This window comes from Microbacterium sp. NPDC055502 (assembly GCF_053643635.1).
Genome location: NZ_JBSHKJ010000001.1, coordinates 991708 through 1003996, shown reverse-complemented (window position 1 = coordinate 1003996; position 12289 = coordinate 991708). Strand labels below are relative to the sequence as shown.

15 protein-coding genes are annotated in these 12289 nt (G+C 71.6%); 6 read left to right on the top strand and 9 right to left on the bottom strand.

The features are described 5' to 3' along the window. Window positions 1–177 precede the first annotated feature (177 nt). The 5 genes from rpsF to ACWH95_RS05005 all read left to right on the top strand — a co-directional run bounded on the left by rpsF (window position 178) and on the right by ACWH95_RS05005 (window position 2691). On the top strand, window positions 178–546 hold the full coding sequence (gene rpsF, locus ACWH95_RS05025; RefSeq protein ID WP_021201450.1) for a 30S ribosomal protein S6: 369 nt from the start codon (window positions 178–180) through the stop codon (window positions 544–546). A gap of 5 nt (window positions 547–551) precedes the next feature. After that, entirely contained in the window at window positions 552–1052 is a 501-nt protein-coding gene (locus ACWH95_RS05020; RefSeq protein ID WP_136033869.1) for a single-stranded DNA-binding protein, read from the top strand. 59 nt (window positions 1053–1111) lie between these two features. Further along, window positions 1112–1366, top strand: coding sequence for a 30S ribosomal protein S18 (gene rpsR, locus ACWH95_RS05015; RefSeq protein ID WP_017203799.1), 255 nt, complete (start codon window positions 1112–1114; stop codon window positions 1364–1366). Between the two features lie 11 nt (window positions 1367–1377). Continuing rightward, window positions 1378–1830 (top strand): 50S ribosomal protein L9, encoded by a 453-nt coding sequence (gene rplI, locus ACWH95_RS05010; RefSeq protein ID WP_136033871.1) that lies wholly within the window; start codon window positions 1378–1380, stop codon window positions 1828–1830. Window positions 1831–1959: 129 nt separating this feature from the next. Next, complete coding sequence (locus ACWH95_RS05005; RefSeq protein WP_136033873.1) at window positions 1960–2691, top strand: GntR family transcriptional regulator; 732 nt, start codon at window positions 1960–1962, stop codon at window positions 2689–2691. Between the two features lie 69 nt (window positions 2692–2760). Here the strand turns inward: ACWH95_RS05005 and kynU are convergent, their stop codons facing one another. Genes kynU through ACWH95_RS04960 form a run of 9 tightly spaced genes read right to left on the bottom strand, consistent with a single transcriptional unit; the run spans window position 2761 to window position 11154 of the window. Then, complete coding sequence (kynU, locus tag ACWH95_RS05000; RefSeq protein WP_378803046.1) at window positions 2761–4050, bottom strand: kynureninase; 1290 nt, start codon at window positions 4048–4050, stop codon at window positions 2761–2763. 26 nt (window positions 4051–4076) lie between these two features. Further along, window positions 4077–5069 (bottom strand): amidohydrolase family protein, encoded by a 993-nt coding sequence (locus ACWH95_RS04995; protein WP_247638011.1) that lies wholly within the window; start codon window positions 5067–5069, stop codon window positions 4077–4079. A 7-nt stretch (window positions 5070–5076) separates the two neighbouring features. Then, window positions 5077–5601, bottom strand: coding sequence for a 3-hydroxyanthranilate 3,4-dioxygenase (locus ACWH95_RS04990; RefSeq protein WP_136033880.1), 525 nt, complete (start codon window positions 5599–5601; stop codon window positions 5077–5079). After that, the gene (locus ACWH95_RS04985; protein ID WP_136033882.1) at window positions 5598–6050 is read right to left on the bottom strand and encodes a RidA family protein; all 453 of its coding nucleotides are present in this window, start codon (window positions 6048–6050) and stop codon (window positions 5598–5600) included. The genes ACWH95_RS04990 and ACWH95_RS04985 overlap by 4 nt, the downstream gene beginning before the upstream one ends. Beyond that, on the bottom strand, window positions 6047–6853 hold the full coding sequence (locus tag ACWH95_RS04980) for a 2-keto-4-pentenoate hydratase (RefSeq protein ID WP_454120301.1): 807 nt from the start codon (window positions 6851–6853) through the stop codon (window positions 6047–6049). Before ACWH95_RS04980 ends, ACWH95_RS04985 begins: the two co-directional genes overlap by 4 nt. Continuing rightward, the gene (gene dmpG, locus ACWH95_RS04975; protein ID WP_206252194.1) at window positions 6850–7887 is read right to left on the bottom strand and encodes a 4-hydroxy-2-oxovalerate aldolase; all 1038 of its coding nucleotides are present in this window, start codon (window positions 7885–7887) and stop codon (window positions 6850–6852) included. Before dmpG ends, ACWH95_RS04980 begins: the two co-directional genes overlap by 4 nt. After that, the gene (locus ACWH95_RS04970; protein ID WP_247638008.1) at window positions 7884–8822 is read right to left on the bottom strand and encodes an acetaldehyde dehydrogenase (acetylating); all 939 of its coding nucleotides are present in this window, start codon (window positions 8820–8822) and stop codon (window positions 7884–7886) included. Before ACWH95_RS04970 ends, dmpG begins: the two co-directional genes overlap by 4 nt. Continuing rightward, complete coding sequence (locus ACWH95_RS04965) at window positions 8819–9649, bottom strand: 2-keto-4-pentenoate hydratase (RefSeq protein ID WP_454120300.1); 831 nt, start codon at window positions 9647–9649, stop codon at window positions 8819–8821. Before ACWH95_RS04965 ends, ACWH95_RS04970 begins: the two co-directional genes overlap by 4 nt. After that, window positions 9646–11154, bottom strand: a complete 1509-nt coding sequence (locus ACWH95_RS04960; RefSeq protein WP_240744646.1) for a 2-hydroxymuconic semialdehyde dehydrogenase — start codon at window positions 11152–11154, stop codon at window positions 9646–9648. Before ACWH95_RS04960 ends, ACWH95_RS04965 begins: the two co-directional genes overlap by 4 nt. An 83-nt stretch (window positions 11155–11237) precedes the next feature. Between ACWH95_RS04960 and ACWH95_RS04955 the strand changes: the two genes are divergently transcribed. After that, on the top strand, window positions 11238–12206 hold the full coding sequence (locus ACWH95_RS04955) for a LysR substrate-binding domain-containing protein (RefSeq protein WP_136033891.1): 969 nt from the start codon (window positions 11238–11240) through the stop codon (window positions 12204–12206). The last annotated feature ends 83 nt before the right edge of the window (window positions 12207–12289 follow it).

Here is a 12289-nt window from a genome sequence, read left to right as displayed (position 1 = left end):
TCCAGCATGCCAAGCCGCGGGCCGATCGGTGGGAGGCGGCTCGGAGGAATGTCCGCTAGACTGTCGAGGTTGTCTGCCTTCCGGCACCCACTCGGGTTCCACGGGCAGGCACGTGCACACACCCTCCTGCTCCCGGGAAAGTCCCGAGAGCCGTTCTAGTCCGAAGGAGGTGGGTAAGTGACGCACCAGTACGAACTCATGGTCATTCTGACCCCCGAGATCGACGAGCGCCAGGTCGCCCCGACGCTCGACAAGTTCCTGAAGGTCATCACCAACGATGGTGGCTCGATCGAGAACGTCGACATCTGGGGCAAGCGCCGTCTGGCCTACGAGATCCAGAAGAAGACCGAGGGCATCTACGCCGTCGTCAACTTCACCGCGACCAGCGCCGCCACGCAGGAGCTCGACCGTCAGCTCAAGCTGAACGAGCAGATCATGCGCACCAAGGTCCTGCGCGCGGAAGAGGCTCAGGCGATGATCGCGTCCGAGGCCAAGCGCTCCGAAGAGAAGGCTGCCCGCAAGGCCGCCAAGGCTGCGAAGGCCTAAGTCTCATGGCCGGCGAAACCGTCATCACCGTGGTGGGAAACCTCACGGCCGACCCCGAGCTGCGGTACACGCAGAACGGGCTGCCGGTGGCGAACTTCACCATCGCATCGACGCCGCGCAACTTCGACCGTGCCGCGAACGAGTGGAAGGACGGCGAAGCGCTGTTCCTCCGCGCGTCGGTCTGGCGCGAGTTCGCGGAGCACGTGGCGGGCTCGCTGACCAAGGGCATGCGCGTGATCGCGCAGGGCCGTCTGCGTCAGCGTTCCTACCAGGACCGCGAGGGCAACCAGCGCACCGCGATCGAGCTGGAGGTCGACGAGATCGGCCCCTCGCTGCGGTACGCGACCGCGCAGGTCACCCGTGCGGCCTCGAGCGGTGGCGGTGGCGGGCAGTCCCGTCCGCAGCAGCAGCAGGTGTCGGAGGAGCCGTGGTCCACGCCCGGCTCGTCGACCAGCGCCGACGCCTGGAGCACTCCGGGCAGCTTCGGCGACGACACCCCGTTCTGATCAATTCTCCGGATGCGCGCGTGCGCGCAGCGTCCGATCATCATCACTAAGGAAGAGCAATGGCTGGAAAGTCGAGCGGCGACCGCCGCAAGCCGCGGAAGGGCGCGAAGAACGCCGCCCCCGCGAAGTCCATCCGGGTCGGTGTCATCGATTACAAGGATGTCGCCACCCTCCGCAAGTTCGTCTCGGAGCGCGGCAAGATCCGCGCCCGTCGCATCACCGGTGTGTCGGTGCAGGAGCAGCGTCTGATCGCCACGGCGATCAAGAACGCCCGCGAGATGGCGCTCCTGCCCTACGCTGGCGCCGGCCGGTAAGGGGTACTGAGATGGCAAAGCTGATTCTCACGAACGAGGTCGCCGGGCTGGGTAGCGCCGGTGACGTGGTCGAGGTCAAGAACGGGTACGCCCGCAACTACCTCATCCCGCAGGGTTTCGCGACCGCGTGGACGCGCGGTGGCGAGAAGCAGGTCGCGTCGATCCAGGCCGCACGCCAGGCGCGTGCGATCCACGACCGCGACGAGGCCGTGGCCCTGAAGAACTCGCTGGAGGCCGCCAAGGTGCGCCTCGCGGTCAAGGCCGGCAAGGAGGGTCGTCTCTTCGGCTCGGTCAAGACCGCCGACGTGGCCGACGCGGTCGAGGCCGCCGGTCTCGGTGCGATCGACAAGCGCAAGGTGCACATCACGTCGCCCATCAAGGCGACCGGTGAGCACGAGGCGACCGTGCGTCTGCACGAGGACGTCACCGCGGTCATCACGCTGCAGGTCGTCGCCGCCAAGTAAGGCACGTCTGTCGAACGCCCTCCGTCCTCCGGGACGGGGGGCGTTCGTCGTTCTCCGGCCGCGACGCGTTCGGTGATCTTGGATCCAGAATGCAGAGTTTGAGGGCTTCGATCCGATAGCCTCTGACCCATGGTGAAGTCAGGGGACGCGGCCGCGTCTGCGAAGGATCGCGCCGATGCGCTGCAGAAGCTCGCCCAGCGACACGGGGCCGGGTATCGGTCGGTCGGCGCGATGGCGTACGACATCATCCGCGACGCGATCCTCGATGGCACGCTCCCGCCCGGCATGAAACTGCGCCAGGAGACCCTCGCCGAATCGATCGGCATCTCCCGCCTCCCGATCCGCTCCGCCCTCATCCAGCTCGAGGCCGACGGGCTCGTGGTGTTCCACGCACGCCGCGGCGCGATGGTGCGGGCACTGTCCACGGAGGAGGCCGGGGAGGTCTACCACCTGCGCATGCTGCTCGAGAAGGAGGCGCTGCGCCTGGCGATGGCGGAGATCACGCCCGAACGGGTCGAGCGCCTGCGGGAGCTCGCGAAGACCGCCGACGACATCTCCGAGGGCGGCGAGTTCGTCGAGGCGCGCACCGAGTTCTACGCCACCCTGTACGACGCGCAGGCCCGCCCGCTGCTGTGGGAGATGATCGAGCAGCTGCGGCTCAAGCTCGGGCGCTACGTGCTGGGGTGGCGGCTGGGGCCCGCGGGCTCGCACGACCACTCGCACACCGAGCTCGTCGACGTGGTCGCGGCCGGCGACGCGAAGAAGGCGCTGGGCGTGCTGGAGGCCCACCTGACCCAGGTGCGCGACGGCGTGATCGCCCTGCTCGACGACGCGGCCGCGGAGGGCGCGGACAACTCCTGACGCGGCGCACGACTCGCGGCGGGCGACTCCGCCGACACACCGCTCCGCAGGCGCAGGACCGCCCGTTGCTCAGGTGACGGTGCCGCGGCGCGCGAAGCGGGGCTCGCGCCACACCTCGGTCTCCAGCACGTCGTGCAGCACGTCGACCGCATCCCACACGTCGGCGTAGGAGGTGTAGAGCGGGGTGAACCCGAAGCGGATGAGGTCGGGCGCCCGGAAGTCGCCGATGACCCCGCGCTCGATCAGGGCCTGCATCACCGCATAGCCGTCGTCGTGGCGCAGGGACACCTGGCTGCCGCGGCGGGACGACTCGCGCGGTGTGACCGACACGATGCCCCAGCGCTCTGCGAGCCGCGCGTCGACGAGCGACAGGAACAGCTCGGTCAGCCGCAGGCTCTTCTCGCGCAGCAGCTCCAGGTCGACGTCGTCCCAGATGTCGAGGCTCGCCTCCAGTCCCGCGACCGACAGCAGCTGCGGTGTGCCGACGCGGAACCGCTCGATGCCGGGCGCCGGGGCGTAGTCCACCGTGAAGTCGAACGGACGGGCGTGGCCGTGCCAGCCGGTGAGCGCGGGCCGGGCGGCGGCGTGATGGCGGGACGCGGCCCACAGGAACGAGGGTGACCCCGGGCCGCCGTTGAGGTACTTGTAGGTGCAGCCCACCGCGAAGTCGGCCCCGGCGGCGTTCAGGTCGATCGGCAGCGCCCCGGCGCTGTGGCACAGGTCCCACACCACCAGCGCCCCGGCGGCCTGCACGCGGCGCGTGACCTCGGCCAGGTCGTGCAGCCGCCCGGTGCGGTAGTCGACCTGGGTGAGCACGACCACCGCCACGTGGTCGTCGAGCATGTCGTCGAGCGTGGGGCCGTCGTCGGCGATCAGCCGCCGCTCCAGGGGTTCGCCGCCGCCGAGCAGCTCCTGCACGGCCTCCAGCATGTACAGATCGGTGGGGAAGTTGCCGCGCTCGGCGACGATCACGCGCCGCCCCGGCCGCATGCGCACCGCCGCGACCACGGCCTGGAAGAGGCTCGCCGACGTGGAGTCGCCGAGCACGACCTCGCCCTCCGCGGCGCCGATCAGCGGGGCGATCCGGTCGCCGACCGTACGCGGCTTCGCGAACCAGCCGGCGTCGTTCCAGCTGCGGATGAGCCCGGTGCCCCACTCCTCGGTGATCACGCGCTGCACGTGCGCCGGGGTGTGCCGGGGGAGCGCGCCGAGGGAGTTGCCGTCGAGGTAGATCACGCCCTCCGGCAGCACGAAGCGGTCGCGGAACGACCCGAGCGGATCGGAGGCGTCGAGCGCCTCGCAGGTGGCGCGGTCGAGGGCGGGGCGGGTCGTGGCGCTGGGCGGGGTCGTGGTGCTCATGGGGCGGGTCCGTTCGGGTCGTGCGGTCAGCGGCCGAGGAAGCGCAGGGCGTTGTCGCGGAGGATGGCGGTCTTCTCGGCGTCGTCGAGGAAGGCGGAGCGGTGGACGACGTCGCCGACCGGTCGCTCGCCCAGGGGATACGGGTAGTCGCTGCCGACCATCACCTGCGAGGCGCCGAGCGTGTCGACGAGCAGGCGCAGTGCGGCCGGGTCGAACACGACGCTGTCGACACTGAACCGGTCGAGGTAGGCGGAGGGCGGCTGTGCGCTCACGCCGATCACGTCGGGCCGCTGCCGCCACGCGTTCTCGAAGCGGCCGAGCCAGAACGCGAACGAGCCGCCACCGTGCGCGAACGCGAGCCGCAGCGACGGCGGAACGCGGTCGAACACTCCGCCGAGGATCAGCGCGATGATCGACAGGTGCGTCTCGGCGGGCATGCCCGTGAGCCAGCGGGCCATCCAGCGATCGAGTCGCGGCGAGCCGGCCATGTCCCACGGATGCACGAACACGGGGATCCCGCGCTCGGCGCAGTGCTGGAGGAACGTGACGATACCGGCGTCGTCGAGGTCGCGGTCACCGACGTGGTTGCCGATCTCGACCCCGGCGTGACCGGAGGCGATCGCGCGGTCGGCCTCGACGCACGCGGCATCCGGATCCTGCAGCGGCACCTGCGCGAACGGGATGAGCCGATCGGGTGCGGGGGCGCAGATCTCCAGCGCCAGGTCGTTGAAGAGGCGCGCGACCTTCACCGCCTCGTCTCCCGACTTGTCATAGGAGAAGAACAGCGGAGTGGGGGAGACCACCTGCATCTCCACCCCGTCGGCGTCCATGTCGGCCAGGCGCACCTCGGCATCCCAGCAGTCGTCGCCGATGCGACGGAACTCGGACTCGCCGAGCATGATCATCGCCTCGCGCTCGGAGTCCACGCGCAGGGTCGGCCAGAGCCCCGGCCCGACCTGCGTGGACAGGTCGGGCCAGGCGCTCGGCACGAAGTGCGTGTGGACGTCGATCGTGCCCAACGCCGCGTCAGCCCTTGCCGGGATGGACGGTGCCGCACTCGGGGCAGGTGCGCCCCTCCTCGCTGTCGTAGAACTCGCGGAACACCGGCGGCAGGTCCTCCACGATGTCGCGCACCTGCAGCTCGACCTCGTGCACCTTGGTGTTGCAGTTCGGGCAGAACCACGCGAACTTCTCCAGCGTGCCCTCCTCGCGGATGCGCTCGATCACGATGCCGATCGACCCCTCCTCGGGGCGCTGCGGGGAGTGGAACACGTTGCCGGGCAGCAGCCACATCTCGCCCTCGCGGATGTCGATGCGCTGCGGGCCGTCCTCCGTCTGGATGTTCACGTGCATGTTGCCGCGGTACTGGTAGAACCACTCCTCGTACGGATCGAAGTGGAAGTCGGTGCGCTGGTTGGGGCCGCCGACGACCTGCACGATGAAGTCGCCCATCGGCGTCCAGGCGGCCTTGTTGTTGACCGGCGGCTTCAGGAGGTGCTCGTTCTCCGTGATCCAGGCGGCGAAGTCGATGACGGGTGGGATGGTGCTCATTTCTCCTCCTCGAGAGTGGCAGGGGTGGTGCGGTCGGGGCGCCTCGCGATCGCCTGGATCTCGAGGCGCAGGTGCGGATGCGGCAGGGCGTGCACGGCGACCGTGGTGCGGGCCGGGCCCTGCTCGTCGAAGTACTCGGCCCAGACGGCGTTGTAGGGGGCGAAGTCGTTCATGTCGACCAGGAACGTCGTGGCCTGCACGAGGTCGTCGAGGTCGCAGCCCGCGGCGGCCAGCACCGCGCGGATGTTCTCGATCACGGCGCGGGTCTGCACCGCGACGTCGAGCCGGGTCGCCCCGAACTCGTCGACCTCGGCGCCCGCGATCGTGTTGTCGGGGCGGCGGCTGGAGGTGCCCGACACGAACACGAGGTCGCCGCTGAGCTTGGCGTGCGGGAAGCGTCCGCGCGGGGTGGCCTTGCCCTCCACGAGGATGCCGCGGGACTCGGTCATGATGCGCCCTTCGGGCCGGACGACGCGGAACCGTCGTCCGTGCGGATCGTGACGCCGCCCAGACCGGTGACCGTCGCCTCGACCACACCGCGGTCGGGCAGGGGAACCGCGGCGGTCGCGGCCCCGGCGAGGAGCACCATGCCCGCCCGCAGCACGAAGCCGTGGCGGGCGCCGAGTCGAGCGGCCGCGAGGACGGCGCGACCGGGGTCGCCGAGGATCGCGGCGGTCGAGCCCGTCGCGGCGATGCGGCCGTCGACCTCGAGCCGCACGGCCCGGTTGTCGATGGCGCCCGCGCGGTCGAGCGGCGTCCAGGGGCCGATCGTGTAGGCCGCGGCGGAGGCGTTGTCGGCCACCACGTCGGCGAGGCTGAAGCGGAAGTCGCGGTACCGGGAGTCGATGATCTCCAGGGCGGGGGCGACCGCGGCCACCAGTTCCGACAGCGGCCGGTCGACCGCGGATGCGTCCAGGTCGGCGCGCAGGAGGTAGGCGACCTCGGGCTCGATGCGCGGGTGGATGGCGGACCGCCGCGCGAACACGCCGTCGTCGTCCAGGCGCATGGCATCGGTCAGGGTGCCCAGGATCACGTCGTGCACACCCATCTGCTGCGCCTTGGCCTGACTCGTGAACCCGAGCTTGACCCCGGTGATGTGCTCGCCGCGGGCGACCCGTCGGGCCATGAGGGCGTGCTGCGTGGCGTAGGCCGTGGCGAGGTCGACCTCCTCCGTGGGCGACAGCTGGTTGATGGGCGCGGCCGTGCGCTGGGCGGTGTCGAGAGCGGCGGCGTAGACCGCGTCGGTGCTCATGAGGCCGCCCCCGCGGAACGCGCGGCGACCAGGTCGAGCGCGACATCGACGATCATGTCCTCCTGGCCGCCCACCATGCGCCGTCGTCCGAGCTCGACCAGGATGTCCCGCGCGTCGAGGTCGTGCTTCGCGGCCGCGCGCTCGGCGTGCAGCAGGAAGCTGGAGTACACGCCCGCGTAGCCGAGAGTGAGCGTCTCGCGGTCGACGCGCACCGGACGGCGCTGCAGCGGACGCACGAGCTGCTCCGCGGCGTCCTGCAGGGCGAACAGGTCGCAGCCGTGCTCCCACCCGAGCAGATCCGCGACGGCGACGAACGCCTCGACGGGGCAGTTGCCCGCTCCGGCGCCCTGGCCCGCGAGCGAGGCATCGACGCGGTATGCGCCGTGCTCGACGGCGGTCACGCTGTTGGCGACGCTCAGCGAGAGGTTCTCGTGCGCGTGGATGCCGATCTGCGTCGCGGGGTCGAGCACGTCGCGATAGGCGTCCACGCGCGCGGCGACATCGTGCATCGTGAGGCGTCCGCCGGAGTCGGTCACATACACGCAGTGGGCGCCCGCCTGCTCCATGATCCGCGCCTGCTCGGCGAGCCCGCGCGGATCGTTCAGGTGGCTCATCATCAGGAACCCCGACACGTCCATGCCGTGCTCGCGCGCCCACGTGATGTGCTGGATCGCGACGTCGGCCTCGGTGCAGTGCGTCGCGACCCGCACGCTCGCGACGCCGAGGTCGCGGGCGCGGGCGAGGTCGTCGATCGTGCCGATGCCGGGCAGGATCAGGGTCGTCAGCACCGCCCGGTCCAGGACCTCGGCGGCCGCCGCGATCCACTGCCAATCGGTGTGGGCGCCGTGCCCGTAGGCGACGCTGGACCCGCCCAGACCGTCGCCGTGCGCGACCTCGATCGCATCCACGCCCGCCGCTTCCAGGGCCCGGGCGATGTCGCGAACCTGGTCGGTCGTGTAACCGTGGCCGATGGCGTGCATGCCGTCGCGCAGCGTCACGTCCTGCACGTACACGCGCGGAGTCGAGCCGGTCATGCGGGAACCCCCGTCCGTCGGGCGACGAGTCGCTCGGCGGTGCGCAGGGCGGCCGAGGTCATGATGTCGAGATTGCCCGCGTACTCCGGAAGGTAGTGCCCGGCGCCGGTCACCTCCAGCAGCACGGTCACGCGCGTGCCGCGGAACGCCCGGTCGAGCGCGGGGACGTACCCCTCGTCGACCGCGTCGAACTGCACGTCCTGCGCGAGCCGGTAGCCGCCCACGTACCCCTGCACCGCGGCGACCATGTCGGTCACCGAGGTGCGGACGGCGTCGCGGTCGAGCGTGGCGGGGTCGCCCTCGACCAGGCAGTACACGGTGTCGCGCATGATGAGCGGGGGGTCGGCGGGGTTCAGCACGATGATGGCCTTGCCGCGCTCGGCGCCCCCGATCACCTCCAGCGCGCGGGCCGTGGTCTCGGTGAACTCGTCGATGTTCGCGCGGGTGCCGGGTCCCGCGGACTTCGAGGCGATCGAGGCGACGATCTCGGCGTATGCGACCGGGGCCACGCGCGACACGGCGGCCACCATCGGCACGGTCGCCTGCCCGCCGCACGTGACCATGTTCACGTTGGTGGCCCCGGCGTGCGCGTCGAGGTTCACCACGGGCACCACATAGGGGCCGATCGCGGCGGGGGTGAGGTCGACCATGAGCCGTCCGGCGTTGCGCACGAGGGCGTCGTTGCGGGAGTGCGCGCCGGCCGAGGTCGCGTCGAACACCAGCTCGACATCGGCGAACTCAGGCATCGCGAGCAGCCCGTCCACCCCCTCGTGCGTGGTGGCGACACCCAGGCGGCGGGCCCGCGCGAGGCCGTCCGAGTGCTCGTCGATCCCGGCCATCGCCACCACGTGCAGCGTGGTCGACAGCCGCTTCACCTTGATGAGCAGGTCCGTGCCGATGTTGCCGGAGCCGATGATGGCGATTCCCGTGGTCATGCCGCCGCCCCTTCCGTCGTCGTGCCGGAGGCCGTGCCGTGGAAGTCGGCGCGCACCTCTCCGAGTCCGTCGAGCCGGGCGCGGAACACGCCGGCCGTCGCGTCGACCATGGGCCCGAGCGCCCCGGACAGGATCACCTCGCCCGCGCGCAGCGGCTGTCCGCGCCGGGCGACCTCGCGCGCCAGCCAGGCCACCGCGATCACGGGGCTGCCCAGGCACGCGGCGCCGCTGCCGGTCGAGACGGGGCGCCCGTCGCGGTCGAGCGTCATGCCGAGCGCGGTCAGATCCAAGCCGTCGAGCCGGCGGGGGGTCGTGCCCAGCACGACCGCGCCGCTGGAGGCGTTGTCGGCGATGGTGTCGGTGAGGCGGATGTCCCATCCCGCCACCCGGGAGTCCACGACCTCGATCGCGGGCAGCACGAACTCCGTCGCCCGCAGCACGTCGGCGACGGTCGTGGTGGGGGAGTCGAGGTCGCGCCCGAGCACGAACGCCACCTCGGCCTCGGCGCGCGGCTGCAGGAAGCGCCCGAGGTCGAGCGGCTCCCGGTCGGCGTGGATCATGTCGTCGAGCAGCACGCCGTAGTCGGGGCTGTCCACGCCGAGCTGCGCCTGCACGACCGGCGAGGTGAGGCCGATCTTGCGCCCCACGATGCGCCGGCCCCCGTCCACGCGACGGGCGATGCCGAGCGACTGCACGGCGTACGCGGCGTCCTGGTCGGTGTCGCCGAGCAGGTCGCGCACCGGAGCGCACGGGCGACCGGTCTCGGCCGCCCGCCGCAGCCGCTCGTCGGCGGCCCGCACGGCCTCGGTATCGAGGAGCCGGGTCACAGCTGCACGCACACGTTCGTCGGCTCGGTGTAGAACTCGAGCGAGTGGTGGCCGCCCTCGCGACCGATGCCGGAGAGCCCCACGCCGCCGAACGGGCTGCGCAGGTCGCGCAGGTACCAGGTGTTGACCCACGACATGCCCGTGCGCATCTGCTGGGCGACGCGGTGACCGCGGGTGAGATCGGTGGTCCAGGTGACGGCGGCGAGCCCGTAGTCGGTGTCGTTCGCGAGCCGGATCGCCTCCTCCTCGCTGTCGAACGGGATGAGGGCGGCGACCGGGCCGAACACCTCCTCGCGCACGGTGCGGTGGCTGTTGTCGAGCCCGGTCCACAGCGTCGGCTCGATCCAGGAGCCGCCGTCGAGTCCGTCGCCGAGGGTCGGCACCCCGCCACCCGCGAGCACCGTGGCGCCCTCCGACACCGCGAGGTCGAAGTACGACTGCACCTTCTGCCGGTGCGCCTGCGAGATCAGCGGGCCCGTGGTGGTCGCGGGGTCCTCCGGCCGACCGAGGCGCAGCCGCCCCGCGTGCTCGGCGAGCCCGGCCGCCACGTCGTCGAACACCGACCGCTCGACGTAGATGCGCTCGGTGCACAGGCACACCTGGCCCGTGTTGAGGTAGGTGCTGCGGGCGAGTCCGGCCACCGCGGCGTCGAGGTCGGCATCGGCGAACACGAGCGCGGCGTTCTTGCCCCCGAGCTCGAACGACACCGGACGCACGCGCGGTGCGACGGCCCGCATGATCGCGGAGCCCGTGGAGGACTCGCCCGTGAAGGTCACGCCGTCGATGCCGGGGTGCTTCGTGAGGGCCTCGCCCGCGGAACCCGCGCCGAAGCCGTGCACCACGTTCACCACCCCGGCCGGCACCCCCGCCTCCGCGAGGATCTCGGCGAGCAGCGTGGCCGACGACGGCGTCTCCTCGGACGGCTTGATCACCACGGTGTTGCCGGTGGCGAGGGCCGGCGCGAGCTTCCACGTGAGCAGCAGCAGCGGCAGGTTCCACGGCACGATCACCGCGACCACGCCGAGGGGCTTGCGCACCGCGTAGTTGAGGGCGCGGCGGCCGTCGGGCAGTTCGGTGAGGAACGAGTCGAGCCCGGTGGCGGAGACCGTGTCGGCGAAGGAGCGGAAGTTCGCGGCGGCCCTGGCCACGTCGAGGTCGCGGGCGAGGGACTCGGGCTTGCCGGTGTCGCCGACCTCTGCGGCCACGAGCTCGTCGGCGCGGCGGTCGATCGCGTCGGCCACGCCCCGCAACAGGCGGGCGCGCTCGGCCACCGTCATGCGACCCCACGGTCCGTCGAACGCGGCACGGGCGGCAGCCACGGCACGGTCGACCTGCTCGGCCCCGGCCTCGTGCACCTCGGCGATCAGCGTGCCGTCGATCGGACTGATCTTGGCGAACGAGCCGATGCCCTCGACGCGCTCGCCGGCGATCAGGTTGTGGATCGCGCGGGGCGCCCGGCCCTGCTCGGCGGCAGGGCGGGGAGGCGTCATCGTCTCGGAAGGCATGCGCTCAGGCTAGGAACGTCGAAGGGATGCCGACAAATACTCTCTTGATGCACTGCCATGCCCCCACGGCTATAGTCCCGCTCATGGTCACCGATCGACTGCTCGACGGCCGGGTCAAGATCCGGCACCTCGTCCTCATCACCGCGATCGCCGACGAGGGCACGCTCGTGCGCGCGGCCGAGTCGCTGCACATCACCCAGCCCGTCGTCACGCGCGGACTGCGCGAGGTGGAGGAGGTGCTCGGGGTCGCACTGTTCGAGCGCCTGCCGCGCGGGGTCAGACCGACGCCGTACGGGCACGCGTTCATCGAGCGGGCCCGGTCCGTGCTCGCCGAGCTGCGGGCGGCGGGGGAGGAGGTGCGGCTGCTGCAGTCCGGGCAGCTGGGCACGGTCACGGTCGGCACGCACCTGGCGGGGTCGAACCTGCTGCTGCCGCGGGCGATCGCGGGGCTGAAGGCCGAGCATCCCCGGCTCACGGTGGTGGTGCGCGAGGGTACGCCCGACACCCTGCAGCAGCTGCTGCTCGCGGGTGACCTCGACCTCACGGTGGGGCGGCTGTCGCCCACGGTGCCGGTGCGACTGGAGCAGGAGCGGCTGCACCTCGAGCCGATCCGCCTGGTCGCGCGGGCCGGGCACCCGGTGCTCGGTGGCGCCAAGGCGCACTCGCTCGCGGAGCTCATCTCCTACCCGTGGATCTTCCCCGTGGCCCAGACCGCCCTGCGCGCGGAGCTGGAGGCGGTGTTCTTCCACGAGGGGCTGCCCCTGCCTCCCGACCGCGTGGAGTGCACGTCGATGCTGACGCTGCGCACGCTGCTGATCTCGACCGACGTGATCGCGGCGCTGCCGATGTTCATCGCGGTCGACGACCGCGAGCTGCGGATCCTGCCCACGCCGCTCAGCTCGATCCGGCGTTCGGTCGGCGTCACGCTGCCCAAGGACCGGGCGCCCTCGCCCGCCGCGACCGCCCTGCTGACGCACCTGCGCGAGGAGGGCGCGCGGCTCGCGGCCCTGGAAAGCGAGTACACGGAGGGGGAGCCGCGACCCCTCGGCTGATATGCCCGGATGGTCATGGCTCTGACCCGTATGGATATTGGACAGCATCGCGGCACCGGGTGAATCTGAGGGGGACGACACGA

Bases quoted from the DNA above. Each gene is read 5' to 3' on its own strand.
- ACWH95_RS05020 (WP_136033869.1), top strand. From the start codon at position 552: ATGGCCGGCGAAACCGTCATCACCGTGGTGGGAAACCTCACGGCCGAC.
- rpsR (WP_017203799.1), top strand. From the start codon at position 1,112: ATGGCTGGAAAGTCGAGCGGCGACCGCCGCAAGCCGCGGAAGGGCGCG.
- rplI (WP_136033871.1), top strand. From the start codon at position 1,378: ATGGCAAAGCTGATTCTCACGAACGAGGTCGCCGGGCTGGGTAGCGCC.
- ACWH95_RS05005 (WP_136033873.1), top strand. From the start codon at position 1,960: ATGGTGAAGTCAGGGGACGCGGCCGCGTCTGCGAAGGATCGCGCCGAT.
- kynU (WP_378803046.1), bottom strand. From the start codon at position 4,050: ATGAGCACCACGACCCCGCCCAGCGCCACGACCCGCCCCGCCCTCGAC.
- ACWH95_RS04990 (WP_136033880.1), bottom strand. From the start codon at position 5,601: ATGAGCACCATCCCACCCGTCATCGACTTCGCCGCCTGGATCACGGAG.
- ACWH95_RS04985 (WP_136033882.1), bottom strand. From the start codon at position 6,050: ATGACCGAGTCCCGCGGCATCCTCGTGGAGGGCAAGGCCACCCCGCGC.
- ACWH95_RS04980 (WP_454120301.1), bottom strand. From the start codon at position 6,853: ATGAGCACCGACGCGGTCTACGCCGCCGCTCTCGACACCGCCCAGCGC.
- dmpG (WP_206252194.1), bottom strand. From the start codon at position 7,887: ATGACCGGCTCGACTCCGCGCGTGTACGTGCAGGACGTGACGCTGCGC.
- ACWH95_RS04970 (WP_247638008.1), bottom strand. From the start codon at position 8,822: ATGACCACGGGAATCGCCATCATCGGCTCCGGCAACATCGGCACGGAC.
- ACWH95_RS04960 (WP_240744646.1), bottom strand. From the start codon at position 11,154: ATGCCTTCCGAGACGATGACGCCTCCCCGCCCTGCCGCCGAGCAGGGC.
- ACWH95_RS04955 (WP_136033891.1), top strand. From the start codon at position 11,238: ATGGTCACCGATCGACTGCTCGACGGCCGGGTCAAGATCCGGCACCTC.